The organism is Bacillus sp. FSL W8-0183 (genome assembly GCF_038006825.1).
Classification (GTDB): Bacteria; Bacillota; Bacilli; order Bacillales; family Bacillaceae; genus Bacillus; species Bacillus altitudinis.
In genome coordinates, this window is the sequence record NZ_JBBOVY010000001.1 from 1,032,499 (window position 1) to 1,058,441 (window position 25,943).

Genomic DNA, 25,943 nt, shown 5'->3' on the forward strand with positions numbered 1-25,943 from the left:
CATGAGTTGGATTACGAATTATGAGCGTTGGATCAATGAGAAGCACCTGGATACTGAACTAAGGGAATGGCTGGAGGCACATCAAGATGATCATCAAGCGCTTGAAGACTGCTTCTACAAAAACCTTGAGTTTGGTACTGGAGGAATGCGCGGAGAAATTGGTGCTGGAACGAACCGAATGAATGTTTACACTGTTCGAAAAGCATCTGCTGGTCTTGCTGCGTATATTGCAGCACATGGAGAGGATGCAAAAAAAAGAGGCGTCGCCATTGCCTATGATTCACGCCATAAATCTCCTGAATTTGCGATGGAAGCGGCTAAAACACTTGCTTCACATGGCATTCAAACATACGTATTTGACGAACTGCGTCCGACACCAGAACTCTCTTTTGCAGTTCGAGAACTGAATGCCTTTGCAGGGATTGTTGTGACAGCAAGTCACAATCCGCCAGAATATAATGGCTATAAAGTTTATGGAGAAGATGGAGGCCAAATGCCCCCATTTGAAGCAGATCAAGTCATTAAAGAAGTAGATGCCATCGAAAATGAATTAGCCATTTCAGTGGAATCAGAAGAAGTATTGAAGCAAAATGGTTTGATCCGCATGATTGGTGAAGAAATCGATCAAGCGTATATGGAAAAATTAAAAACCATTCGTGTGCACCCTGAGCTTGCAAAAGAAGTCGATGTCAAAGTGGTGTTTACTCCGCTTCATGGGACGGCGAATAAACCTGTCCGAAACGGACTTCAGGCCTTTGGTTATAAGCATGTGACGGTTGTGCCTGAACAGGAAAAACCAGATCCGCAATTCTCGACGGTTACGTCTCCAAATCCAGAGGAGCATGCCGCTTTTGAATACGCCATCAAGCTTGGTGAAAAGCAAAATGCTGATATTTTGATTGCGACAGATCCAGATGCAGATCGATTAGGTATCGCTGTGAAAAATCATGATGGTGAATTTACCGTTTTGACCGGCAACCAAACAGGCGCCTTACTACTTCATTATTTATTATCTGAAAAACAAAAACTAGGTCAGCTGCCGCCTCGCCCCGTTGTGATGAAAACGATTGTGACAAGTGAGCTTGGGCGTGCTGTTGCCTCAGCATTTGGAGCTGACACGATTGATACGCTCACTGGCTTTAAATTTATCGGAGAAAAAATCAAGCAGTTCGAGGAAAGCGGAGAATACACGTTTCAATTCGGCTATGAAGAAAGCTACGGCTATTTGATCGGTGATTTTGCACGAGATAAAGATGCAGTTCAAGCGGCGTTATTAGCAGTTGAAGTCGCAGCCTTTTATAAGAAACAAGGCAAGTCATTATATGATGCGCTTGTTGATATTTTTAAGGAATTTGGATTTTACAGAGAAGGGTTAAAGTCATTAACCTTAAAGGGGAAAGTAGGAGCAGAGCAGATTTCTGCTATTCTTCATACCTTTAGATCAAACCCGCCAGCTTCTATCGCCGGTCAGCGCATTACGGTCATTGAGGATTATCAATCAAGTCAAAGGCACCTTGTGGCTGAAAAGAAAGAAGAAACGATTCATCTGCCGGCATCAAACGTCCTGAAATATTTCCTTGAAGATGGCTCATGGTTTTGTTTACGACCTTCTGGTACGGAGCCTAAAGTCAAATTTTATATTGCAGTCAAAGGCACATCGTTAACAGACAGCGAAGAAAAGCTGAAACACTTATCAGAAGAAGTCATGAAAGTCGTCTATGACATTGTGGAAGAAACAGCTAAATAAAATATCACAAAGCCATCATGTCATGTATGATGGCTTTTTCTCAGTCAAAAGGATGAGAAAAAATCATCCTTTTTGAGAAAGAGCCGCACAGATGCTCATGGTATAATCAACATATTGATAAGAGAGGCAGTAAAAGCCGGGGGTACACACGATGGGAGATTACCAAGAAAAAGTCAAAACATTAAAAACGTTAAAAGAAATTGCTGAAAAGCTAAATGAAGGGATGGAAATGAAGGAAACGCTTCATGAAGTGCTTCATATGCTTATGGAAGTGACAGGCTTTCAAACAGCATGGATTTATTTTATAGAAGAAGACGGATCGTATGAACTAATGGCAGAAGTGTGCTTACCTGAAGCGTTGGCAAAGGATCGAAAGCAATTGATGTGTCAAAACGATTGCTATTGCATCAACCGCTACACGAAAGGCTCACTGCAATCAGCTACCAATATCATCAATTGTAAACGGATTGAAACGGCGATTGAGCAAAAGCTTGGAGATACAGAAGGAATTACCCATCATGCAACCGTTCCGCTCCAAGCATGTAAGCGTACGTTTGGCTTATTAAATGTGGCGGCAAAAGGGAAGGTTACATTTACACAGGAGGAGCTGAATCTGCTTGAAAGTATTGCACTGCAAATTGGTACGGCTATTCAGCGCATGAAGCTTGTGCAAAATGAGCAGCAGCATGCACTTTTAGAAGAACGAAACCGGCTTGCGCAGGATTTACACGATTCTGTGAATCAAATGCTGTTTTCCGTGAGTTTGACTGCAAAGGCAGCGCGTCAAATGACAAGTGATCAAAAATTAGGTGAAATGATTGATTTTATTCAGCATTTATCACAAGATGCCCTCATTGAAATGCGATCACTCATCTGGCAGTTAAGACCAAAAGGACTTGAAAAAGGATTTACAACAGCGATTGAAGAGTATGCACAGCTTTTAGGTCTAAATTGTTCATTGTCTTTATCAGGCTGTATGGAAATAGATCATTCAAAGCACGAAACCTTATTTCGCGTATGCCAAGAAGCTCTAAATAATTGCCAAAAGCATGCGGGCGTTGAGAAAGTAGAGGTCAAACTGGAGCAATCAGGAGATACGTTTGGTATGAAAATCATCGATCAGGGAAAGGGATTTCAGTATGATGAACAAATGAGTCTTCCTTCATTTGGGCTGAAAGGGATGGCTGACCGTATCCGAAGAGCAGGAGGTACATTTTGCATCAATTCTGAGCTAGGGAAGGGAACGACGATTGATGTGAAAGTACCATTTTCTCAAGAAAGGAAGGGATTGTCATGAGGGTAGTCATTGCAGATGATCATCACATTGTCCGAAAAGGACTGGTCTTTTTCTTGCAAACCCAGCCAGATGTGGACATCGTTGGTGAAGCATCCAATGGAGAAGAGGCACTACAGGTAGTGAGGCAGACAAAGCCTGACATTGTCTTGATGGATCTTTCTATGCCTGTAATGAATGGGATTGAGGCGACAAAGCAAATGACGCTGGATATGCCGGATGTCCGCATTGTCATTCTGACAAGCTATGCAGATAAGGACTATGTGATCCCTGCTATCCAAGCGGGAGCAAAGGCTTATCAGCTCAAAGATGTAGCACCTGAAAAGCTTCTCACGACAATGATTGAGGTGCAAAATGGTACGTACCAGCTAGATGGTCATATTACAGCTTTTCTTGTCCAGCATCTAACTGAACCTAAAGAGCAGAAATGGGCATTGATGAACGAACTGACCAATAGAGAACGTGATGTCTTATTTGAAATCGCAAAAGGGAAAAGTAACAAAGAAATCGCCTCATCGCTTTTTATTTCTGAAAAGACTGTGAAAACTCACGTGTCTCATGTGTTATCAAAGTTAGAGCTGGCAGATCGAACTCAGGCCGCTCTCTATGCGGTAGATTATCAAAAAAATCAGCCGAAAGAGCTGTTGTAAACAGTCATGGTGGACATTTCAAAAGACTTCATGAGTATTTCTCATGAAGTCTTTTCTTCTTTATGAAAGGCGGTTAGTAAAAGGGTGAAAACAAAGAGCTAAAATAAAGTTCATTCTAGCCCTATGTCAACAATCTGAAAGAAAATCAACCTTTTCCTTTATGTGTACATTGGTTCAGCATATGCTTCAGCAACGGCAGCTTCTGAAGCATGGTCGATATACTGCAGGAGTCCATATAAACATTTTTCAACATCTGCATCGTTCCGGTTAAATTGATACGCGTGTAAGAAATGCTCAATACGTTTCGAGAGCAAGTCATCTTGCGTACGGACCATAAGAATAAGTAAATTATCCCATTGCGAGCGATGCGTATAATAAAGTGCCTTATCATAATCTGCCACATTCATTAAACCTTCTCCTTTCCCTTGAGAAGTCCTCATTAGTTTGCTCGGATCAGGTCGACTTTTTCAGGGGAAAAGTTGGTGTCTGCATAAACTGGGTACCGGGAATTATAGGCTGAATAAATGCTTGATGTATGAAAAAGAGCCAACCAGCAAAACCTAAACAAAATAGACATGAAAGTGAGAATATTGATATCATGCACCCGAAATTATGGATGCTTTTTGCAGCAGGAATTGTTTTATTTGGCAGTCTCATGATTCATCCATCTTCACAAGCAGCCGAGCAGCCGGCAGAGAATTGGGAAAGACTTGCGTATACTGCCTTGCAAGATGAATATGAAGGCGCCGCTTTAAACGACTATCATTACATTGGACGTACACAAGTGAATGAAGTTCAAACAAAAGATGTGTTTCGCGTGACCGTGAAGGAAGGCTCCACACGATTTGCAGCACATGCAGAAATTTATTTTCATCCGGTGACGGGTCATTTGATTAGTATTAACGTATTTCGGCTATAAAAAAGCACCTCTTTTAAAAAGAGGTGCTCCAGCTGAAAAGAAGATCTATTTCATGCTTCCTTGAAGATATGAGCGAATATCCACACCGAGTGAATCCGCTAAACGCTGTCCATAATCTTCATCTGCACGATAGAAGTTGCAGATCGCAAGTAATTTCGTTTTTTCATTTACGTCTTTCAAGTCAGCTGTCAAGTTTTTGATCAATGCTTGTTTCTCTTCTTCAGAGTAGCTTCGATATTTTTCTCCAGCTTGTTTGAAATCGTTTGGTTTTTCAATTTTTTGTCTCACCATACGGTCACCGTGAAGAACCGGTTCACTTTCTTTGTAGTGAGGGTTTTCTTTTGGCTGATCGTCATAACGGTTTGGTTCATAGTTAATATGACCGCTTGGACGAGTTGTTGTCATAAAGCCATCCTGTTGGTTATTGTGCACAGGCGCATAAGGACAGTTCACTGGGATGCGCATGTAGTTTGCACCTAGGCGGTGACGCTGCGTGTCAGGATAAGAGAACAGACGACCTTGAAGCAGTTTGTCTTCAGATGCTTCAATTCCTGGTACTAGGGCACTTGGCGTGAAAGCAGCTTGCTCTGTTTCAGCAAAGAAATTTTCTGGATTGCGGTTCAGTGTCATGCGGCCCACTTTTTGCAGTGGATAATCTTCCTCGCTCCACGTCTTCGTCGGATCACATGGATCATAATCTAGTTCATCATAATCACTGAGCGGCATAAGCTGAACGTAAAGATCCCATGCTGGATAATTTCCTTTTTCAATACGATCATACAAGTCTCTTGTCGCATGCTGGAAGTCGTTTGCTTGAATTTCTGCAGCTTCTTCCATCGATAAATTGCGAATGCCTTCTGATGGTCTCCAGTGGTATTTCACATATTTTGTTTCTCCGTATTTGTTTACCCATCTAAACGTATGAACACCAGAACCGCGCATTTCAGCGTAGTTCGCAGGAATACCTTCGTCAGAGAAAAGCCATGTGAGCATGTGAGTGGATTCTGGTGTTAACGTCATAAAATCCCAATAACGGTCAGGATCTTGAATATTTGTTACAGGATCTGGCTTGAGAGAGTGAACCATATCAGGGAATTTGAGTGCATCACGAATAAAGAAGATCGGCAAGTTGTTCCCAACTAGGTCATAGTTGCCTTCTTCTGTATAAAATTTGACTGCGAAGCCGCGAGGGTCACGTAATGTTTCAGGCGAACCTTTAGGATGAATAACCGTTGAGAAACGGACAAAAACGTCTGTTTGTTTTCCTTTTTCACTTAAGAAGGCTGCTCTTGTATGTTTCTCCATGCTATTTTCTACTTCAAATACACCATAAGCGCCGGCGCCTCTTGCATGAACGACACGCTCTGGAATACGTTCACGGTCAAAGTGTGCAAGTTTTTCAATCAAATGGTAATCATCGAGAAATGAAGGCCCCCTGTGACCAGCAGTTCTTGAGTTTTGATTATCGCCAACTGGCACGCCTTGATTCGTTGTCAAATTTTTATGATTAGAATTTGTCATTCTTTTTCTCCTCCTGTAAACAAAAAATGGTTTCTAGCAATCTATATACCCTAATTATATTGAATCAAACATGATAGTCAATATTTATTTATAATTATTTTAAATAAATTATTATTACAAGGAGGTAAAGAAAAAGACGAAAGAAATAAATTCTTTCGCCTTAGAGCAGAAGCTCTCTTAGAGCATCTTTGTTTTGTGTTAAATCATTTAATGTGTATTGGTCAAGAACGCGTAAATAAGCAGTGAGAGCTTCATGAAGTACGTGCTTTAATGAACAAATCGGGGAGATAATACAGCTGTTTTTCTTCGGATCAAAGCATTCAACCATGACTAAATCATCCTCTGTATAGCGGACAACCTCACCAATATTAATGCTTTCTGGGCTTTTCCCCAGCCTAATCCCACCATTTCTTCCGCGGATCGTTTCTACATAACCACGTTTTCCTAGATGGTAAATTACCTTTGTAAGGTGATTTTTCGAAATGCCATAAATATCGGCAATCTGCTGAATATTTGACAGTTCATTGTTTTCTCTCGAAGCTAAATAAATGAGTACCCTTAATGAGAAATCTGTATAATTCGTAAGTTTCATTTGGACGACCTCTAAACCTAATAGAGTTTTGTATCATCGTAACACATTTTAGACAAAAACTGTTCGAGAAAGTGCTAAATGTGACAACATTTAAAACATGTATTATAAATATTGCTTTTATATGTTGTCTTCCATTACGATAAAGATGTATTTGAAATACATCTTTTGAAAGAAGGAATAACGATGTTATCCACAGATCAAATGAATGCCATTAAACAATCAGCCCCTCTTCTAAAAGCTGAGGGAACAAAACTTGTGACAGTTTTTTATCAAAATATGATCAGACAGCATCCAGAGCTACTCAATCAGTTTAATAAAACAAATCTCATGAATGGAAGCCAGCCAGAGGCGCTTGCCGCAACACTCTATCAAGCTGCATTGCACATTGACCGCTTGGCAGACTTGCTTCCTGCTGTGAAACAAATTGCCCATAAGCATGTCAGTGTCATGGTGAAAAAAGAGCAGTACCCAATCGTCGGATATCACCTTCTTGAAGCAATGAAAGAGGTATTTGGGTTATCAGAGGAAGATGACACATTGTTGGCTTGGAAGGCTGCATATGACATCATTGCGAATATATTCATCACCATTGAGGCAGAAATGATGGCTGAAAATGTGAAACAAACTGGTGGATGGGCAGATGTCAAACCGTTTATTGTGAAGAAAAAGAAACAAGAATCTCCATCACTCATTTCCTTTTATTTAGTACCAGAGGATGAATCTGAGCTACCAATGTATGAAGCTGGTCAATACATTACGGTGCAGGTAGATATGCCGGGTGAAGCCTATGTATGCAGCAGACAATACAGTTTATCAGATCAATATCACCCATCTTACTATCGCATCACAGTGAAACGAGATGGGCATGTCTCCACATTCCTGCATGATGAAATGGAAGAAGGCGATGTTCTTCACGTGAGTATGCCGCAGGGAATGTTCTGCTTGCAAGATGACACAAAAGAACCCGTTTATTTGATTAGTGCCGGTTCTGGTGTCACACCAATGATTGGTTTAGTGAAAACAGCGTCGCATAACAATCAGCCATTCACGATGATTCATGCAGACAGACTAGAGGATGTAACCGCTTTTGAACAAGAGTATGAACACGTTCTCACTTCATCTCCAGAGGGGCGTATTATCCTTTGTAACGAACAATTTGAAAAGAGTGTAAAGAGTGAGCTGGTTGAGAAGGTGGCTACGCGGATTGACCGACCTTTCCTTCAATCAGTCATTGGTGAAGGAAAAGGCCAATTTTATGTTTGCGGTTCCCCAGTATTTACTCAAGAGATGATCCTTATTTTAAAAGCGTTGGACATTCCTGAAGAGAATATCCATTTTGAAGCGTTCGGCGGGCAGTCCATGAAAGAGATGGAAGTCGTCTAAACAACTGGCTGAACATCATGTTTTTTTAGGTACGCTCATATAGTAGGGATAAGTCCGATGAGGAGGGATGGTTTCCTTGAGCGTATCTGAAAAGCGTCTTTTACAACGAGCCATTGATGAAATTACAGAAATTGCAGAAGGATTTGGTCTGGATTTTTATCCGATGAGGTATGAAATCTGTCCCGCGGAGATTATTTATACATTCGGTGCATATGGCATGCCAACACGATTTAGCCACTGGAGCTTTGGAAAGCAATTTCACAAAATGAAGCTTCATTATGATTTAGGATTAAGCAAAATTTATGAGCTGGTGATTAATTCAAATCCTTGCTATGCCTTTCTCCTTGATAACAATTCGCTTGTTCAAAATAAACTAATTGTGGCTCATGTCTTGGCACACTGCGATTTCTTTAAAAACAACTGCCGTTTCCAAAACACAAAACGAGATATGGTGGAAAGTATGTCAGCGGCAGCAGAGCGAATTAAAGAATATGAACATATCCACGGTACAAAAGAAGTCGAGTCCTTTTTAGATGCTGTATTGGCATTGCAGGAGCATATTGATCCGTCGCTTGTTCGTTCAAAATTAAGCTGGAATCTCGACGATGAAGATGAATATGAAGAGGACAAACCAAAACGTCAAACGCCATATGATGATTTGTGGGGAATGGATGAACCGAAAACACGTGAGAAAAAGAAAACGATCAAGCAATTCCCCCCAAAGCCAGAAAAAGATATTTTGCTCTTTATCGAGGCACACTCCCGGGAGCTAGAGCCTTGGCAGCGGGATGTGCTGACGATGCTGAGAGAGGAAATGCTCTATTTTTGGCCACAGCTAGAAACGAAAATCATGAATGAAGGCTGGGCATCGTATTGGCACCAGCGGATTATGCGTGAACTTGATTTAGATTCAAGTGAATCGATTGAATTTGCCAAATTAAATGCAGGTGTCGTGCAGCCATCTAAGACAGGAATCAATCCTTACTATTTAGGGCTGAAGATTTTTGAAGATATTGAAGAGCGCTACGATCATCCATGCGAGGAATTAAAAAAAGCAGGAGTGACGGAAGGGTCCGGTCGCAGCAAAATGTTTGAAGTGCGGGAAATTGAATCAGACATTTCTTTTATTCGAAATTACTTAACGAAAGACCTTGTGATGAGGGAAGATTTGTACTTGTTTCAAAAGCAGGGGAGAGACTATAAAGTCATTGATAAAGAATGGAAGGCAGTCCGTGATCAGCTAGTCAGTATGAGGGTCAATGGCGGCTTTCCGTATTTGACAGTCATCGATGGCGACTATTTAAAAAACAATGAACTCTATATTAAACATTGGTATGAAGGCATTGAGCTCGATCTCAAATACTTAGAAAAGGTGCTTCCATATTTGTATCAGCTATGGGGAAGAAGTGTGCATATCGAGTCAGTTCTTGAAGGAAAAGAAGTGATGTTTTCATACGATGGAAAAGGGGTTCATAGGAAGTATCTCACTTAATGATCAAAAAAGATGTCTACGACTAGACATCTTTTTTTGTGATTAGCACTTTATTGGTTTTTCAGCAGTTTGAAAATGTGTTTCGCTTGATCTGTATTTTCCATGAGCCCTTTTAGCTGTTCGCTTGTTGGCCCATAAGCATAAAATGGTACTTCATCCCCTGTATGACCCGATGTGGTCCAGCCTGTATGAGACCTCGTATTGATGACCTTTTCGATGGCATCATCAATTTGAACAGGATCTTTTGTTTCAGCTGCCTTTTGAATAGAGGCGATTTCCTCTTTTGTGAAATCAAGGTCGATGTATTGTTTGAGCGCAGTCTCGACCGTCATACCCCCAACAATTTTGTTTGCAATGAAATCAGGTGTCTTTTTTGCTGCTTTGACAGGCTGATAATCCCAGCTGCCCGAGCCGTCTGCCCCGAAGGAAAGGCCGCCAGTTGAATGATCTGCTGTCGTGATGACTAACGTATTTTTATCCTTTTTTGCGAAACGAATGGCTTCTTCAAATGCTTTTTCAAAATCTTTCATCTCACTCATCGCACTGACAATATCGTGGTCATGTCCAGCCCAGTCAATTTGACTGCCTTCAACCATGAGGAAAAATCCTTTTTTGTTTTTAGACAGCTGTTTGATGGCTGAGGATGTCATGTCTTGCAAGGAAGGGGTCGTTTTATCACGATCAATTGCTTTATCGAGACCACCGTCAGCAAAAATACCTAACAATTTTTGCTGTTTGTTTTTTTGTAATTCAGCTTTATTGGTTACGTAACGATAGCCTGCTTTTTGAAATTCTTTCGTCAAATCACGATCTTTGCGGACAAAATCGATCAGTCCTCCGCCAAGCATGACATCGACTGTATGCTGTTTGCCAATTTTCTCATCGAAGAAATCATCAGCAATGGCTGCTGTGTTTTTTCTAGAAACATCGTGGGCGGCATACGCAGCAGGTGTCGCATTGGTTAATTCAGATGTGACGACGAGACCAGTAGACTTTCCTTTGCGTTTTGCTTCTTCTAATACTGTTTTTAGTTTTTTGCCATTTTTGTTTACACCAATGGCGTTGTTGTATGTCTTTTGACCAGTTGCCATGGCTGTCCCAGCTGCTGCTGAATCAGTAATGTTACTTTTAGAATCATCAGGGTATGTTTTATGCATGCCAGTGAGGTAAGGGTCAAACGCTGTTTGCTTGGAAAGATCACCGTTGTGTTTAAATGAGCGGTAAGTTGAAAGGTAAGGTGTTCCCATGCCATCTCCAATGAGCACGATCACATTTTGTACGTCATTTTTTGGTTTCTTTTTAGCCTCAGCTTTGTCAGCCTGTCCAAATTCAATTCCTGAAAAAATACCAATCGATAACACTGATGCGGCTGCGATTGCAGCTATTTTCGTTTTCGAGCTTTTCAACACACTCATTCATTTTGCCTCCTCATTGTTTATGTATCGCTCTCACGTTTACAATGGTAGAACAGAAGTGTGGATTCCAAATGACAGCACCGTAAAGTTCACTTTAAAATTGTAAAGGTCCACTTTACATAGAATGAACCAAAAAGAGAAATGAATGTATGATTTATCTATGACAAGATGCATTTGTTTTGTCATGATTGTGTAATAAAAATGAAATAAAAAGAACCCTAAAAAAAAATATTTTTTGCCGAATTAATAAGCATAATGTCGTAGGAAGTCAAGACTATTTCTTCTGGTATTCGATCCTTATAATAGAAAGTAGATAAAAATTCGGATCACGATAGATACATACAGGAGGAACAAATGAAAAAACAATTGATCACAGCTGCAAGTGCAGTTCTACTTGGGACGACATTATTTGCCGGAGCTGCCTCAGCACAATCAGTAAAGGTTCAAAAAGGTGACTCTCTTTCTGTTCTAGCGAAAAAATACAAAACAACCGTGAGTAAGATTAAATCAGACAATAAACTGAAATCTAACACGATTTATGTTGGACAAACCTTAAAAGTAAATGGTACTTCTTCAAAAAAGGTAACGAAAACATCAAAAACAACAACAAAAGTAAAAGCGTCTTCAACGACAGCCACTCATAAAGTTGTCAAAGGAGATACTTTATCTAAAATCGGCAAAAAATATGGAATGACAGTGAAAGAGCTGAAATCGTTAAATAAACTCAAAACAGATCTGATTAAAATTGGACAAAAGCTGAAAGTGAAAAAGACGTCCAAAGTGAAACCAACACCTGTCAAAGAAAAAACAGTTGCTACTTCTTCTTTAAATACGTCTAAACTCGTAGCAGATGCGAAAGCACAAAACGGTACACCATATAAATGGGGTGGAACGACACCGAAAGGCTTTGATTGCAGCGGTTTTATGTGGTATATCATTAACAAACAAACAAAGATTTCAAGACAAACGACTGAAGGTTTTTGGGGATCAATGAAAAGCGTCTCAACACCTAAAGTTGGAGATTTTGTCTTCTTTACAACCTATAAATCTGGCCCATCTCACATGGGTGTCTACCTTGGGAACAACAAGTTTATCCACGCTGCTTCTGATGGTGTGACGATCAGCGATATGACTTCAAGCTATTGGAAGCCAATTTACCTTGGCGCAAAGACATTTGTAAATTAATAATGGATCTTAAGAGACTGCTTACTAGGCAGTCTCTTTTTTTGTATATCGTTTGCGCAGCTAAAACAGTCCTTTATCATAGCTCTCTATGAGTCTAAAGGCTTTTAAATAAGCAAAAGTGAAGACAAGTTATCAAAAGAATAATTTTATTTTCACTTTATAAAAATTATACCAAAAAAGTATAATTTTGTATGTTGTATAATAAATAGAAGAGGCCAAGCTATGATTTGAATAAAGATTGAAGAAAATCTACCATGAATATTGACAAGTATTTTGTTGATAAATAAGAATTTTCACTCTATTTTGAAAAAAAGTGTTTTCATTTTTTAATTTTCATATATAATAATTTTACGCCACCAATTTATTGCGCTAAATTAAATCTAAATATTCAGAAAATAAAGTTAATTACGAAGTGGTGGCGTCTTTAGACGGATACTAAGTTTTGGGAGTGATGGTATGAGCAATTCGTTGTTTAGAAAGAAGAGCATTTCAGAGCTAATTGCGGCAACACAAGGGGAAAAAGCGTTAAGAAAGGAATTAGGTTCATTTGACTTAACGATGCTTGGTATTGGAGCGATTATCGGTACAGGGATATTTGTTCTGACAGGTACAGGCGCCGTCACAGCAGGACCAGGACTTGTTTTATCATTTGTGATTGCAGGTCTTGCATGTTTATTTGCGGCATTGTCATATGCGGAATTCGCTTCCACAGTGCCAGTATCAGGATCTGTTTATACATTTACGTACGCATCTATGGGAGAATTTTTAGCGTTTATCATTGGCTGGGATTTGATATTAGAATATATGCTAGCCGCTAGTGCCGTTTCAGCAGGCTGGTCAGGCTACTTTGTGTCGTTTTTAAATGGGATAGGGATTCATATACCGGTTGAATTAACAGCAGCACCAGGTGGTTTAAAGGGTCAAGTGACATATTTTAATCTTCCTGCATTTATTATTTTAATGATCATCACCTTCTTGCTGTACTTCGGTATTAAAGAATCAAAACGAGTCAACAACATCATGGTCATTATGAAAATTGCGGTGATTCTGCTCTTTATTTTAGTCGCTGTGAAATATGTAAAACCTGAAAACTGGACACCATTCGTTCCTTTTGGAACTTCAGGCGTGTTAAGTGCAGCAGCTCTCGTATTCTTTGCATTTATCGGATTTGATGCAGTTGCTTCTGCGGCAGAGGAAACAAAAAATCCATCCCGCAACTTGCCAAGAGGAATCATCACTTCCTTATTGATTTGTACCATGTTGTATGTGGTAGTCAGTGCCATCATGACAGGCATTGTTCCATTTATGAACTTTGAGGGAGTATCCCATCCAGTGTCTCTTGTTTTACAAGTAGCCGGTCAAAATTGGGTGGCGGGTATTGTAGATGTTGGGGCGATTTTAGGGATGACCACGGTCATGCTTGTCATGCTGTACGGCCAAACACGTGTCATGTTTGCCATGTCTCGTGATGGCTTGGTACCAAAGGTTCTTTCAAAGGTTCATCCAAAACATAAAACACCTTATATCAATACTCTTTTCTTTGGGACATTGTCAGCATTAATGGGTGGATTCATTCCGCTTGATGAGTTGGCAAGTCTAGTGAACATCGGAACACTTTCAGCTTTCATTTTGATTTCAGTTGCTGTCATTGTCATGAGAAAAACACAGCCTGATTTACCGAGAGCATTCAGATGCCCCGCAGTGCCGCTCATTCCAATCTTGGCTATTCTATCTTGCGGACTGCTCATTTATAAGCTTGGCACCATCACATTTGTTCGTTTCTTAATCTGGCTTGCCATTGGGCTTGTTGTCTATTTCTTATATTCAAGAAAGCACTCCGAATTAAACAAAAAATAAGAGTGTACAGAAAAAGCCAGTCAAGTATGACTGGCTTTTTAGTATTAAAAACCTAATTGAAGATCGACATCAATCGAGACGATCGCATAGACACAAACGATGACAAAAATATTCAGAACGACGCCTAGGAAACCTGGTCCAGTGCGGCCTTTTTTAATGAACAGTTCAATTACACCGAATGGAACTGCGGCCATTGCAAAAGGAAGCATTTGAAACGAATAAAATGTCACATTGCTAATAATGGCGAGGTTCAGCATGAGCAGCGATAAAATAGCGGTGCCGACCGAAATCCAGCCAAACACATTATGCTCTTTAAAAATTCTTACCAATTCCATAATTCCACCTCGCTCACTTTGGCCGTTTTAATACGTTTTGTCTTCACAAATTTCTCTATTTCTTTAGAAGGACCTGTGACAACAGAACCGTAAACCGTGACACCATTTTGATTGATGTAGCGTATTCGTTTAGAGAGGTCAAGTTCAGGTCTGCCAGAGATCGTTTTTGCCCAGGATGGATGCTGGTTGACATAGGCGAGGGCATCTTTGAACTGATCAACCTCTGTTTTTGATGTGTGCTGAAGCTCTTTTAAAAATTCAGAGTCTTTCCCAGGAAAACCGATTGGACGCTGATTTCCACTTAATGAATCTTCTGTTTTTATCGCATTCCAAAGCACTTTCATATCATATTTTTTAGCAAATGAATACACGTCTTTCGGTGTGTATGCTTTGTCATAGGATACATACACTTCACTCACTGTTCCTTCAGGTAGCTTGTCTAGAGTAGTGAGTGTTTGTTTTTTAGATGTATCTGCCTGAGACGAAGGGTGCGTAAAGAAATCCTCCGTATTACGTGCGCTGTCCCCATAATAAGAGATCGTAGGCTGTTTTAATTTATCGAAAAACATTTCGATTTGTTCACTGCCGATGGCTTCTGTTTTATTGCCAATTTGTTTTTGTAGCTTAAGTTCTGTGTTCATACCAAACAGTTTGACTTGCCCTTTTAAATCCTTCATATCAATGGCGACATTCGGTTTTGTTAGGGCGACTGTTACAGCGGCCGTTTCCATAAAATGATTGCCTTTACTGTCTGCTCCGCCAACGCCGTAGTATAGATAACTACCTAGTGTACAAAGCGGTAAAATAATCAGTGTAGATATGACAGCAAGCACAGAAATACGTAAATAGGACTTTCTTTTTCCGTATTGTAAAATGGCTTTTTGTTTTTCAGGACTGATGGAGAAGTCTGTCCAATCTGAGTCATTCAGTTCTTGGCTTAAGCGTTTTTCATTTTCTTCGAGCTCTTCTTCAAACGCCATCATTTCTTCTTCATTCATCTCGCCATTATTATATTGTTCCCATCGCTTATTAAACTCTTCATTCATCATTAACACCTCTGTTATATAGTGCTTTTAGGCGCTGCCTTGCACGAAATAAAACACTTTTAAAATTTGCTTCAGTAATATTCATGACCTTGGATGCTTCTTTGTAATTCAGTTCTTTTAAATAATACAATGTCAACGCTTCCTTGTAGTTATCTGGAAGCTGCTCCAAATACATGTTGAGAACTTCTTTTATTTCAATCTGTTCAGCAGGACTTTGTACAGACGTTTGTAAAAGGCCGCCAATGAGATCATCCGATATGGTCACTTCTTTTTTATGTTTCCTGACATAATCAATAAAAGCATTTCGTGCCACCTGAAATAACCAAGGTTTCACTTTGCTATGGTCGTAGGAATGAATATGTATATAAGCACGCATAAAGGTTTCCTGCAATAAGTCCTCTGCCAAATGTTTGTCTTTTGTCATGGAGAGCAGAAACCTGTAAACATCGTTCATATACATTTGATAAATTTCATCGATCGTCACTGATTTTTCTCCCCTCTATGTTATACACGCATAAGAAAGGCATAAAGTTGCACGAAACTTCTCATAGGCCGTACATTACTCATCTCTTTCGCCGAATCAAAATCATTTCTCCTTATCATAGCGAAATTTGCATCATTTATAAAGTGTTTTCAATAGAACAAATCAGGAAAAAAACTCAAAAAACGACAATTTTGGACACATTTCTTCCTCTATTCTCTCCTAAAAACACATGCTTGAATACAGAAGGAGCGGTCATCTTAAGTGAAAAGATGATTTTAGTGAACCGTCTCTATTTTATCAGCAGGAGAAAATTTTTAGTACCAGGTAATAAAAAATTTGTTATAATAGAAACAAATCCTTCATTCTTCAAACAAAGGAAGTGCACTATGTATAAATTTTCAGGCTATACCGTCAAAGCATTTTTTGCTCTCCGAGGCGGAATCAAAGTATATCAAAAAGAGAATCTGCCAACAGACCGGGGGTTTGTCATTGCTTGTACGCATGAGGGTTTTGTGGATGTTCTTGCATTAGGCGCAGGAATTCTTCCGTTTGAGATCCACTACATGGCGAAAAAAGAATTGTTTGCAAATAAATGGATCGGCGGATTTTTAAAGAAGATTCATGCTTTTCCAGTTGATCGAGAGAATCCTGGGCCAAGCAGTATTAAAACGCCCATTAAATTATTAAAAGAGGGGAAAATCGTTGGGATTTTTCCAAGCGGAACACGTACAACAGAAGATGTTCCTTTAAAAAGAGGGGCCGTTACGATTGCGCAGCTCGGCAAATCACCAATCGTACCAGCAGCGTACAAAGGACCTTCTAATGCAAAAAGCCTTTTTAAGAAGGGGAAAATGCGCTTAATCATTGGTGAACCGATTGAGCAGTCTGAATTTGATCATCTGCCGCCAAAAGAAAGATTAGGTGCGATGACAGAAGTATTAAACACAAGAATCAAAGAACTTGAAGCTAAGTTAATCGAAAAGGGATAAAGAAAACGACCACTTGCTAAGGCAAGGGTCGTTTTTTTTCTTAAGAAGCGCCTTCTTCAGCTGCTTCTAATAGTTGTTCGTTTAGTTTTTTGACTTCGATGTATGCCACATGGTGTCCATCGACTTCATTAATGATAAATTCATAGCCTTGTTCACGAATCGCGTCATTTTTCTCGACTTCATATTTTTGTGTAAGGAACCAGCCGCCGATTGTGTCGACTTCTTCGTTATCAAGCTGAATACCTAGTAGCAGGTTAACTTGATCCACAAGGACCTTTCCATCAAAGATGTAGTGGTCTTCTCCCAATTTACGCACTTCGTTGATTTCATCAATATCGAATTCATCACGAATCTCACCGACAATTTCTTCAAGGATGTCTTCAACTGTTACAAGTCCTGCTGTACCGCCATATTCATCTGATAAAATGGCCATGTGTACACGCTCACGCTGCATTTTAAGCAGTAGATCATGAACAGGAACTGTTTCAATTACATGAATAATCGGGTTTACAAAATGTTCGATCGTATCACGTGTGGAACATTCACCACTAATACATGCAGTGAGTACTTCTTTAATATTCACAACACCTATGATGTTGTCTTTATCGCCATCTTCAATTGGATAACGTGTATATTTCTCGACCTTGGTCACTTTCAGCATTTCCTCAATGGTAATATCGTGAGGGAAGCTGACAACTTCGGTACGAGGAATCATAATTTCTTTCGCCAGACGGTCATCAAATTCAAAAATTTTATTCACATATTTGAATTCAGACTGGTTAATCTCGCCGCTTTTATAGCTCTCTGATAAAATAATCCGCAATTCTTCTTCAGAGTGCGCCATGTCATGCTCAGAAACTTGCTGAAGACCAAATGCTTTCGTTAATAAACGAGCAGATCCATTTAACACCCAAATGAACGGAAACATCACTTTATAAAATATCATAAGCGGTCTAGCAAATAGAAGGGACACTTGCTCAGCCTTTTGAATGGCGAGTGTTTTTGGTGCAAGCTCTCCAACCACGACGTGTAAAAACGTCATAATACTAAACGCAATAATAAAAGTGACAATAGAACTAGCTGATTGAGGAATGGACAGCTCTACAAATAGTGGAGCAAGCATGTGCGCAATTGTTTCTTCCCCTAACCAACCAATCCCAAGGGCGGTAATGGTAATACCGAGCTGACAGGCCGACAGATACTCATCAAGGTGAGTCGTGACATGCTTGACAGCAACTGCTGTTTTATTACCTTCTGCGATTAACTGATCAATTCTTGAGCTTCTTAAGCGAATGATCGCAAACTCTGATGCAACGAAAAATGCGGTTAAAGCTATAAGCAAAGCAACTATAAGTAAATTAACTATGTCCAATTAAGGCCTTCGTTCTGACTTTGAGAACGAAGGTAACACCTCCTGTTTAGTAAAAATTTTAACTTAACAGCAGTAAAAATGATTGGACAGCCGTCATCTTCTCAGGTGTAAGCTGTTCTTTTAATTTTTCACGTTGTTCTGGCTGAAGCTGCTTACAACGTGCCAAAATGCGGTCCATATGCTCATTCATCCGATCGATATCAGAGGTTAAATGGACAAGTTCATCAGGATCTTCCTTTTGAGAAGGGAATTGTTCATCTAATCTGGATTTGATGTCAGAAAGAGCCAATCTCTGCTGTTTGCAAAGAACGATTAATTGTAATCGTTTTAAAGCATGTTCATCGTAATAACGATAATTAGAGCAAGATCTAACAGGCGCAAGCAACCCTAGATTCGTATAATAATCTACAGTTCGTTTCGTCACCTGTGCAATCTGTGCTAGTTCACCAATACGATACTTTTTCTCAGCCCCATCTGAACATCTCCTCCTAACCGTCACGTTATAGTTTATGAAAATAGTTTAATATAATTCGAGTCTGAAATACAAGATAATTGTTCAGATTTCCTGCCAATATGAAGAAACAAAGGGCATTTCCATCAATTTAGGTTGTCATCTCTAAAATACTGTAGCGATACAGGAATTTTCAGATTATTTATGGTAAGATAAAATGAATACCGTTTCATATATATGTAGAGAGACGGATTTTACGTGAACCGGAGGTGGTTAAGTGGGGCCCTCAAAGTAGTCTTATTTAATCAGTTAACCGTTTTGCAAAAGACAACATCATCAATCAGGAGGTGACTCCTTGTTCTTCTAAGAAAGAGCAAGGTTAAATGGACGATATTGTTAATCTGAGTATAGTCGGAGTTTTGATTGCTTTAACAGCTTTCTTTGTTGCATCTGAATTTGCCATTGTAAAGGTGAGAAGTTCAAGAATTAATCAGCTTGTTGCCGAAGGGTCCAAAAAGGCTATCATGGCGAAAAAGGTGACATCAAGGCTAGATGAATATTTGTCAGCCTGCCAGCTCGGTATTACAGTGACATCCCTTGGTTTAGGGTGGATCGGTAAACCGGCAGTAAAAGAACTTTTAGTTCGAGGTTTTGGTTTGACAAACATTCCTGATTCAGCAATCAGCCTGATCTCAGCAACACTTGCGTTCTCTATTATTACCTTTTTGCATGTAGTTGTTGGCGAGCTTGCACCAAAAACACTTGCCATACAAAAGGCAGAAAAAATGACGCTTTGGCTGTCAGGACCGCTGCATGCATTTTATATCCTTATGTACCCTTTCATTTATGTGTTGAACGGGTCAGCCCGTGTACTAACGAAAATGATGGGTATCGATATGGGGTCTGAAAAAGAACATTCCCATTCCGAAGAGGAATTAAAGATTTTATTATCTGAAAGCTTAAAAAATGGGGAAATCAACTCATCAGAGTATAATTATATGAACAAGATATTCGATTTTGATAATCGAATCGCAAGAGAAATTATGATACCGCGAAGAGAAATTTGTGCGATTCCAGAAGATATGCCGTTAGACGAAATACTGGCGATCATGACAAAGGAAAAGTACACACGCTTCCCCGTGTTTTCAGGGGATAAAGACCATGTCATTGGCATGCTCAACAAAAAGCAGCTCTTTGCAGATATTGTGTATCTAGGAGAAAAAGATCAACTGAAGCTTCAAGATTATATTTATCCAGTGATTGAAGTGATTGACACGATTCCAATTCAAGAGCTTCTCGTCAAGATGCAGCGCGATCGAATGCATATGGCGATTTTAACGGATGAATATGGCGGGACATCTGGACTTGTTACAACGGAGGATATTTTAGAAGAGATTGTTGGAGACATTCGAGATGAATTCGATGAAGATGAGCAGCCGGTCATTCAAAAGAGAGCGGAGCATCATTATATATTAGATGGAAAAGTGAGATTAGAGGAAGTTCAAGATTTGATCGAAATGTCATATCATGATGAAGAAATTGATACGATAGGCGGGCTAATCTTAAATGAGAACATTGATATCCGAGAAGGACAATCCATTTACCTTGATGATATTCGGATGAAGGTCTTGGAGATGGATGGACGCTATGTGAAAAAGATCGATCTGAAAAAAGGCGTCACATCATCAGAAAAAGAAAATACACGCACAGGGCTTGATATAAAAGAGCCGCTGTTAGTAAATGAAATGACCTTGAGCGAAAAATAAGCTCAAGGTTTTTTTAGGTATTTAGCCTCTTTTTTGAGAATGTATGTTCGTATATAATAAGAACAAACGTTCGTAAAAGGGGGATGGACATGCTCTGGTATGAAACAGCAAGTATCACGGAGAAAAAAACCTCAATGAAACGTATTGAGTTTCATTTAAAAAATTTCAAGAACTATCAAGCAGCCATTTTAAATATTGAAAGACAGCTTGAAAAACGAAGTTCTCTCCAACATCATCATATAGCACGTCAAAAATTAGAAGAGCAGAAAAGTCAGTATGAACTGATTGTTGCTTGTATTGAAACGGCTTTAAAAGAATTGGATGAAATAGAGCAGCAGCTCATTGATTATAAGTATTTTCGAGATTGGCGCATGGCAAAATGTGCAATCGAAATCGGCTATAGTGAGAAGACACTATTTTTAATGAAGCGCCAGCTGATGGATCAACTGCTCATCAGCCTAGCTGCCATCACAGATATTTAAAACAGAAGTTGTCCTATTTGATAAAACGCCGCAAAAAGGCATAAAGAGCCGATAATTGTCACAAGTAAATAGGCAGCAAGCTTTCCTATTTGACGCTGCATCAGCATCGTCGCAGATTCTACACTAAACGTAGAGAATGTGGTAAAGCCGCCAAAAAAACCGGTTCCTATGATCACTAGCAGTGGATGATTGGACGTTACAGCTCCTGTGAGAAAACCCAAACCGGCTGCACCTAATAAATTAATGAAAATAATACTGTACGGGAAAAGGGCATGGGATGGAGTTTTCTGGATTGTTTGGCTGATGAAGAAACGACATGCACTACCGATCCCTCCAGCTACAGCTGTACAAAAAACAATCATTTATCTGCTTCCTTTCTGCTGCTTATTTTGATGAAAGAGCCGTTCAGCAAGGATCAGGCCAGCTAAAGCAGCGGCTACTCCAGCAATGACTGAGAGCAGGATGTACATCATACTTAAATTGAACTGCCCTGCCTGTAACAGAAGAACTGTCTCTTTAGAAAAGGTGGACATGGTCGTAAACCCGCCGCAAAACCCTGTTCCAATCAAAGCTGCAAGATATTTTTTTCCTTTCTGAAATAGAAAGTATCCTGTCGCAAAACCAAGAAGCAGGCTGCCGGAAATGTTTTCAATCATCGTTGCATAGGGGAATGTCTGGCTGATGACAGTTTGGCTTAGTTCATATCTGCAAAGTGTACCAATCAATCCACCGATAAAAACGGCGAAATAAGTTTTCATGTGCATCATTTCTCCTTTTGAAAAAATAGCGGGTTATCCGTTACCACACCATCAATTGGATATTTTTTGATTCGATCCGCTGTTTTTTGATCTTTTACAGTCCATATAAACACATCCATCCCGAATGTGTGGATGCGGTCTATCCACCATCTATTGATCATCGTTTTCTTCATATTAAGACAATTTGCAAACGAGCTGTATGTCGTTAACTTTCGCTTTGTTAGTTTAAATGCATCAGGCTTTATAATCAAAGCTGTGCGAAGAGAAGGGGCGAATGCTTTGATTCTTTGTAGTGCATGAACATCAAAAGATTGAATCATGATATGACGAGAATAGGCAAACCGATTGATGATGTCGACAACGGCCTTTTCGATTCCTATCTGCCGTTTTGGGTGTTTGATCTCGATCAATATTCCAATCCGCTGACTGTATCTTTCAAGAATTTCTTGTAATGTTGGAATTCGTTCATTCGTATACTGTTGGTCAAACCAGCTTCCTGCGTCCAGTTTTTTCAACTGATCAAGTGTATAGCTTTTGACTAATCCGTTTCCGTTCGTCGTTCGATCAACGGTATCATCATGGATGACGACGACGTGCTGATCCATTGTCATTTGTACGTCTAATTCAATATAATCTGCTCCTTGCTCGACAGCTACATCAAACGCAGCGATTGTATTTTCTGGGGCTGCGCTTGATGACCCTCTATGTGCGATAATATACACTTGCTCCAGCTCCCTGACATAAGTTCTGGTCTTATCATATCAAATGCTTTGGTGGTTTTCCTTCTTTACTATATGGAGAAGAAGAGCGCCGTATTATCATGGAACCTCATGTACCGAAAAAGCTTGATGTATCATTTTGAAAAATTTACAGGAATAGAGCAAGCTTTGATTGAGTAAACCTGAATTACATCAATTTTTCTTCGATCAATTTTGTCCAAATCGTCAGCGTTCGTCAAAATATTAGTGCTTTCGTCATGTTGACTGAAAATTCTGATGTTTTATAATGATGAAAAGGAGGCGAGATGATTGGGTAAAGGGAGAATTAGAGTGGAAGAACGTATTAAGGCCGAAACGGATGCTGAAATGTTTAAAGCGACTCTCCTTGATCAGGCTCAGAAGAAAAAGTAGTTTGCTGCCCGTCGATATGTCTCAAGCCAAAATTTCATAATTGAACATCATGCCTCGGGATAGGTCCCGAGGCTTTTTATATAGAGGTCAGACATTTAAGAGAGGACATAAACGAAGGTTATATTATAAACTAGAGAGGATTGTTTTAAAGGAGAGAGACAGAGATGTTTACACAAAAATGGATGGATACATATTTTACAGTCGATATTGCGATCCAAATAGGCATTAGCCTTTGTATTTTATTGCTTTTTTTATTACTTCGAAAAGTATTTACGAAATACTTGTTTCACCTGCTCTTTAAGCTGACAAACCGGTCTAAAACCGAAGTCATTAACCAAATTGTCGTGGCGTTTGAAAAACCTGCGAGACTGTTTTTTGTGGCACTAGGTTTATATTTTGCGTTAAGACAAGCCCCATACTTTGAGCACCATATGGATGTCATTGTCAAATTGTATAGATCTTCTATTATTTTGATGCTGACGTGGGGACTTTGTAATCTAACCGCAGCTTCTTCCTTCTTATTTCAAAAAGTGAATTCAAAATTTGAATTAGAGATGGATGATATTTTAGCCCCATTTTTATCAAAGGTTCTTCGGTTTATTATTATTGCACTGAGTATTAGCGTCATTGCACAAGAATTTAATTATGATGTGAACGGACTTGTGGCAGGGCTTGGCCTAGGTGGTCTTGCTTTTGCACTCGCTGCGCAGGATACAGTGGCGAACTTTTTTGGAGGAATTGTGATTATTACAGAGAAGCCTTTTACAATGGGCGATTTTGTAGAGACTCCAAGTGTACTTGGGACTGTAGAGGACATTACCTTCCGAAGCACAAAATTTAGAACACCTGCTGAAGCGGTGGTGACCGTGCCAAATTCGACCCTTTCAAAGGAGCCGATCACAAATTGGACGAGAATGAATAAACGTCAAATTACGTTCTCCGTTCGCGTATCTTACAATACACCGAAAGAAAACATTGATAAGTGCATCAAACGTCTGAAGCAAATGCTTTATGAGCATGATGGGGTTCATAAGGAAACGATTATGGTGAATTTCGATGTGCTGGCAGACAGCTATTTAAACTTATTCTTTAACTTTTATACAAACACAACGGCTTGGTCTGAAAACCTGGATATTAAGCAGGATATTAACTATCGCATTATTGATATCTTCCATGAAGAAGGGGTAGAATTTGCTTTTCCTGGACAGACCATTTATATGAAACAAAAAGGTGAGAAACAGCTCGGTGAATAAAGGAGGAATGGTGGTTGGATCAAACAAAAGTGGCAGCGCTAAGAGAGAGATTATCAAAGGCCTCACATATTACAGTCCTTTCAGGTGCTGGGATGAGCACAGAATCGGGAATTCCCGATTTTAGATCAACGGGTGGACTATGGACAGAAGATACTTCTCGCATGGAGGCAATGAGCCGGTCCTACTTTTTATCACATCCGCATCAATTTTGGCCGAAATTCAAAGAATTGTTTCAAATGAAGATGAGTGGAGAGTACGAGCCAAACGCTGGACATGCTTTTTTAGCCAATTTAGAAAAGCAAGGAAAACGTGTGGATATTTTCACGCAAAATATCGATGGTCTGCATAAAAAAGCGGGAAGCCAGCATGTGTATGAACTGCATGGTTCCATTCAAACAGCTACATGTCCATCATGCGGGTCAACATACGAACTGCCTTATTTATTACAAGAAGAGGTACCGGTTTGTGAGCGGATTTCATCAGACGGCCGTACATGTGGACGAGTACTTAAAACAGATGTTGTCCTTTTTGGGGACATGGTGAAGCACTTTGATCAAGTGGAGAAATCGCTCCTGCAAACGGACATGCTACTCGTCATGGGAACGTCCTTAGAAGTGGCACCAGCCCGATATATTCCAGAAGATGCTGCTCATCATCCTTCCATCTTTAAGGTCATGATGAATTTAAGTGAAACGGAATTCGATCCGCTGTTTGATCTTGTCTTTCACGAACGAATTGGCGAGCTTGTGAATGCTTTATAAATTATAAAAAACCCGCATCTAATAGGTGCGGGTTTGCTTTATTGTTGTAGTGGCTTCATTGTTTCATCAAGGACTTCAAACGTGTAGCCCTTCGCCTTTAATTGTGTGATCAGACTGTTTAAGTATTTTGCGGTAGCTGGCTGATCATGCATTAAGATGATTTTTGGCTCTTTCGGGTACTTGGTTTCAAGCACTTGCAGCTGATTTAATACTTCTGGTACATATTTTGAGCTTTTATATTTCCAGTCAAGACTGTCAATGGTCCAGTCCCAGTATACAAAGCCTTTTTGTTTTAAACGTGTTTTTTGCTGGTCTGTTAAGTTTGGAGAACTGCCATAAGGTGTTCTCACAAGATGTGTATATTCACCAGTAACAGAAGCCAATATGCGCTGATCTTCTTTCATCTCATTTACAGGAGAATCACTTTTTTGATAAAAGCGTTTCACATCATGCGTGATGCCATGAAGTCCTAATTGATGACCTTCTTGATGAAGTCTTTTCACAGCTGCTGGGTGTTCTTTGATTTGCGGCCCGAGCATAAAAAATGTGGCCTTCACTTGCTGTGACTTTAGCACATCTAACAGCTGATTTGATGTAGCAGAAGGGCCATCATCAAAGGTCAAAAAGATCGTTTGATCCGTTACATGTTTGTTTGGATTGATCTTAAAATGTGCATCTAATGTTTTTGGCGAATCATCTTTTGCTTTCAGACTTGTACTTGTGTCTCGAAATGGACTGCTCGCAGACACTTCATTCGGTTGATCTGCTGCCTGCATATTGGTTTTAGACATATCCCAAATGAAAAAAAGGATCAATGTCAGGATGACTAGACCAATCGCCTTTGAGAGCAGCATCGTGTTTGAAGGTGTCTGTTTTTTCGTAACCCGTTGCATTACAATCGCTCCAATAAATCAGTAGTTTGTGTCGAATCATGTAGTGGATTCTGTCTTTTTTCGCTGTTTTTTGTCGTGCTCATATGGAGTAAGTATACAGGAAAAAAGAGCCTATGAATATAGAAGATGCTAAAAAATTGGAATCTTTTTGGTTATGAATCTATATTT

General features: G+C 39.7%; 27 protein-coding genes. 14 read left to right on the top strand and 13 right to left on the bottom strand.

The window, feature by feature from the left end; genetic code table 11:
* Nucleotide 1 precedes the first annotated feature (1 nt).
* From NSQ64_RS05370 to NSQ64_RS05380, 3 genes are all read left to right on the top strand, one after another.
* A complete protein-coding gene (locus NSQ64_RS05370) occupies nucleotides 2–1,747 on the top strand; it encodes a phospho-sugar mutase (protein WP_268357609.1) in 1,746 nt (581 codons plus the stop codon).
* A 151-nt stretch (nucleotides 1,748–1,898) separates the two neighbouring features.
* Nucleotides 1,899–3,044 (top strand): GAF domain-containing sensor histidine kinase, encoded by a 1,146-nt coding sequence (locus NSQ64_RS05375; RefSeq protein WP_041507534.1) that lies wholly within the window; start codon nucleotides 1,899–1,901, stop codon nucleotides 3,042–3,044.
* Nucleotides 3,041–3,691 (top strand): response regulator, encoded by a 651-nt coding sequence (locus NSQ64_RS05380; protein WP_007497084.1) that lies wholly within the window; start codon nucleotides 3,041–3,043, stop codon nucleotides 3,689–3,691. Before NSQ64_RS05375 ends, NSQ64_RS05380 begins: the two co-directional genes overlap by 4 nt.
* Nucleotides 3,692–3,849: 158 nt before the next feature.
* Here NSQ64_RS05380 and NSQ64_RS05385 read toward each other — a convergent pair whose 3' ends face one another.
* Nucleotides 3,850–4,098 carry a YhdB family protein gene (locus NSQ64_RS05385; RefSeq protein ID WP_008349000.1) on the bottom strand — a complete coding sequence of 83 codons (249 nt, stop codon included), beginning with the start codon at nucleotides 4,096–4,098 and terminating at the stop codon, nucleotides 3,850–3,852.
* 128 nt (nucleotides 4,099–4,226) lie between these two features.
* On the opposite strand from NSQ64_RS05385, the gene NSQ64_RS05390 reads away from it, so the two are divergent.
* Nucleotides 4,227–4,610 (top strand): YqzG/YhdC family protein, encoded by a 384-nt coding sequence (locus NSQ64_RS05390; protein WP_341015449.1) that lies wholly within the window; start codon nucleotides 4,227–4,229, stop codon nucleotides 4,608–4,610.
* A 45-nt stretch (nucleotides 4,611–4,655) separates the two neighbouring features.
* Here NSQ64_RS05390 and NSQ64_RS05395 read toward each other — a convergent pair whose 3' ends face one another.
* Together NSQ64_RS05395 and NSQ64_RS05400 are read right to left on the bottom strand one after the other, a co-directional pair.
* A complete protein-coding gene (locus tag NSQ64_RS05395; protein ID WP_024719958.1) occupies nucleotides 4,656–6,131 on the bottom strand; it encodes a catalase in 1,476 nt (491 codons plus the stop codon).
* 160 nt (nucleotides 6,132–6,291) lie between these two features.
* Complete coding sequence (locus tag NSQ64_RS05400; protein WP_041507532.1) at nucleotides 6,292–6,723, bottom strand: Rrf2 family transcriptional regulator; 432 nt, start codon at nucleotides 6,721–6,723, stop codon at nucleotides 6,292–6,294.
* Nucleotides 6,724–6,906: 183 nt separating this feature from the next.
* Here NSQ64_RS05400 and NSQ64_RS05405 point away from each other — a divergent pair, with 183 nt between their 5' ends.
* Together NSQ64_RS05405 and NSQ64_RS05410 are read left to right on the top strand one after the other, a co-directional pair.
* A complete protein-coding gene (locus NSQ64_RS05405; protein ID WP_326242551.1) occupies nucleotides 6,907–8,106 on the top strand; it encodes a globin domain-containing protein in 1,200 nt (399 codons plus the stop codon).
* A 67-nt stretch (nucleotides 8,107–8,173) separates the two neighbouring features.
* Nucleotides 8,174–9,598 (top strand): SpoVR family protein, encoded by a 1,425-nt coding sequence (locus tag NSQ64_RS05410; protein WP_007497093.1) that lies wholly within the window; start codon nucleotides 8,174–8,176, stop codon nucleotides 9,596–9,598.
* 50 nt (nucleotides 9,599–9,648) lie between these two features.
* On the opposite strand, the gene NSQ64_RS05415 is transcribed toward NSQ64_RS05410, so the two are convergent.
* Nucleotides 9,649–11,013: an alkaline phosphatase gene (locus tag NSQ64_RS05415; protein ID WP_096881187.1), complete on the bottom strand. Its 1,365-nt coding sequence runs from the start codon at nucleotides 11,011–11,013 to the stop codon at nucleotides 9,649–9,651.
* Between the two features lie 354 nt (nucleotides 11,014–11,367).
* Between NSQ64_RS05415 and NSQ64_RS05420 the strand changes: the two genes are divergently transcribed.
* Nucleotides 11,368–12,198: a C40 family peptidase gene (locus NSQ64_RS05420; RefSeq protein WP_007497097.1), complete on the top strand. Its 831-nt coding sequence runs from the start codon at nucleotides 11,368–11,370 to the stop codon at nucleotides 12,196–12,198.
* A gap of 456 nt (nucleotides 12,199–12,654) precedes the next feature.
* Nucleotides 12,655–14,055, top strand: coding sequence for an amino acid permease (locus NSQ64_RS05425; RefSeq protein WP_024719963.1), 1,401 nt, complete (start codon nucleotides 12,655–12,657; stop codon nucleotides 14,053–14,055).
* A 44-nt stretch (nucleotides 14,056–14,099) separates the two neighbouring features.
* Here the strand turns inward: NSQ64_RS05425 and NSQ64_RS05430 are convergent, their stop codons facing one another.
* Genes NSQ64_RS05430 through NSQ64_RS05440 form a run of 3 tightly spaced genes read right to left on the bottom strand, consistent with a single transcriptional unit; the run spans nucleotide 14,100 to nucleotide 15,920 of the window.
* Nucleotides 14,100–14,390, bottom strand: a complete 291-nt coding sequence (locus NSQ64_RS05430) for a hypothetical protein (RefSeq protein WP_008348984.1) — start codon at nucleotides 14,388–14,390, stop codon at nucleotides 14,100–14,102.
* Nucleotides 14,378–15,436 (bottom strand): anti-sigma factor, encoded by a 1,059-nt coding sequence (locus NSQ64_RS05435; protein ID WP_341015460.1) that lies wholly within the window; start codon nucleotides 15,434–15,436, stop codon nucleotides 14,378–14,380. Before NSQ64_RS05435 ends, NSQ64_RS05430 begins: the two co-directional genes overlap by 13 nt.
* Nucleotides 15,429–15,920, bottom strand: a complete 492-nt coding sequence (locus NSQ64_RS05440; RefSeq protein ID WP_008348979.1) for a sigma-70 family RNA polymerase sigma factor — start codon at nucleotides 15,918–15,920, stop codon at nucleotides 15,429–15,431. The genes NSQ64_RS05435 and NSQ64_RS05440 overlap by 8 nt, the downstream gene beginning before the upstream one ends.
* A 386-nt stretch (nucleotides 15,921–16,306) precedes the next feature.
* On the opposite strand from NSQ64_RS05440, the gene NSQ64_RS05445 reads away from it, so the two are divergent.
* On the top strand, nucleotides 16,307–16,909 hold the full coding sequence (locus NSQ64_RS05445) for a lysophospholipid acyltransferase family protein (RefSeq protein ID WP_045034841.1): 603 nt from the start codon (nucleotides 16,307–16,309) through the stop codon (nucleotides 16,907–16,909).
* Nucleotides 16,910–16,949: 40 nt separating this feature from the next.
* Here NSQ64_RS05445 and NSQ64_RS05450 read toward each other — a convergent pair whose 3' ends face one another.
* Complete coding sequence (locus tag NSQ64_RS05450; RefSeq protein WP_341015463.1) at nucleotides 16,950–18,281, bottom strand: hemolysin family protein; 1,332 nt, start codon at nucleotides 18,279–18,281, stop codon at nucleotides 16,950–16,952.
* A 58-nt stretch (nucleotides 18,282–18,339) separates the two neighbouring features.
* Nucleotides 18,340–18,780 carry a MerR family transcriptional regulator gene (locus tag NSQ64_RS05455; protein WP_008348973.1) on the bottom strand — a complete coding sequence of 147 codons (441 nt, stop codon included), beginning with the start codon at nucleotides 18,778–18,780 and terminating at the stop codon, nucleotides 18,340–18,342.
* Nucleotides 18,781–19,115: 335 nt separating this feature from the next.
* Between NSQ64_RS05455 and NSQ64_RS05460 the strand changes: the two genes are divergently transcribed.
* Together NSQ64_RS05460 and NSQ64_RS05465 are read left to right on the top strand one after the other, a co-directional pair.
* Nucleotides 19,116–20,498: a hemolysin family protein gene (locus tag NSQ64_RS05460; protein WP_025207018.1), complete on the top strand. Its 1,383-nt coding sequence runs from the start codon at nucleotides 19,116–19,118 to the stop codon at nucleotides 20,496–20,498.
* A gap of 89 nt (nucleotides 20,499–20,587) precedes the next feature.
* A complete protein-coding gene (locus NSQ64_RS05465) occupies nucleotides 20,588–20,980 on the top strand; it encodes a transcriptional regulator (RefSeq protein ID WP_341015466.1) in 393 nt (130 codons plus the stop codon).
* Here NSQ64_RS05465 and NSQ64_RS05470 read toward each other — a convergent pair.
* From NSQ64_RS05470 to NSQ64_RS05480, 3 genes are read right to left on the bottom strand one after another with little or no spacing between them, the layout of a single operon-like run.
* Nucleotides 20,977–21,342 carry a CrcB family protein gene (locus NSQ64_RS05470; RefSeq protein WP_007497111.1) on the bottom strand — a complete coding sequence of 122 codons (366 nt, stop codon included), beginning with the start codon at nucleotides 21,340–21,342 and terminating at the stop codon, nucleotides 20,977–20,979. The two genes, NSQ64_RS05465 and NSQ64_RS05470, sit on opposite strands and share 4 nt — an antisense overlap.
* Nucleotides 21,343–21,744: a fluoride efflux transporter CrcB gene (gene crcB / locus NSQ64_RS05475; RefSeq protein WP_045034844.1), complete on the bottom strand. Its 402-nt coding sequence runs from the start codon at nucleotides 21,742–21,744 to the stop codon at nucleotides 21,343–21,345.
* Complete coding sequence (locus NSQ64_RS05480) at nucleotides 21,744–22,460, bottom strand: glycerophosphodiester phosphodiesterase (RefSeq protein WP_135009101.1); 717 nt, start codon at nucleotides 22,458–22,460, stop codon at nucleotides 21,744–21,746. Before NSQ64_RS05480 ends, crcB begins: the two co-directional genes overlap by 1 nt.
* A 306-nt stretch (nucleotides 22,461–22,766) precedes the next feature.
* Between NSQ64_RS05480 and NSQ64_RS05485 the strand changes: the two genes are divergently transcribed.
* The 3 genes from NSQ64_RS05485 to NSQ64_RS05495 all read left to right on the top strand — a co-directional run bounded on the left by NSQ64_RS05485 (nucleotide 22,767) and on the right by NSQ64_RS05495 (nucleotide 24,882).
* A complete protein-coding gene (locus tag NSQ64_RS05485; RefSeq protein WP_017360338.1) occupies nucleotides 22,767–22,868 on the top strand; it encodes a YhdX family protein in 102 nt (33 codons plus the stop codon).
* Nucleotides 22,869–23,032: 164 nt separating this feature from the next.
* The gene (locus NSQ64_RS05490; RefSeq protein WP_017360337.1) at nucleotides 23,033–24,121 is read left to right on the top strand and encodes a mechanosensitive ion channel family protein; all 1,089 of its coding nucleotides are present in this window, start codon (nucleotides 23,033–23,035) and stop codon (nucleotides 24,119–24,121) included.
* 29 nt (nucleotides 24,122–24,150) lie between these two features.
* Nucleotides 24,151–24,882 (top strand): NAD-dependent protein deacylase, encoded by a 732-nt coding sequence (locus tag NSQ64_RS05495; protein ID WP_373368002.1) that lies wholly within the window; start codon nucleotides 24,151–24,153, stop codon nucleotides 24,880–24,882.
* A gap of 38 nt (nucleotides 24,883–24,920) precedes the next feature.
* On the opposite strand, the gene NSQ64_RS05500 is transcribed toward NSQ64_RS05495, so the two are convergent.
* Nucleotides 24,921–25,775 (bottom strand): polysaccharide deacetylase family protein, encoded by an 855-nt coding sequence (locus NSQ64_RS05500; RefSeq protein ID WP_024719972.1) that lies wholly within the window; start codon nucleotides 25,773–25,775, stop codon nucleotides 24,921–24,923.
* Nucleotides 25,776–25,943: the final 168 nt, after the last annotated feature.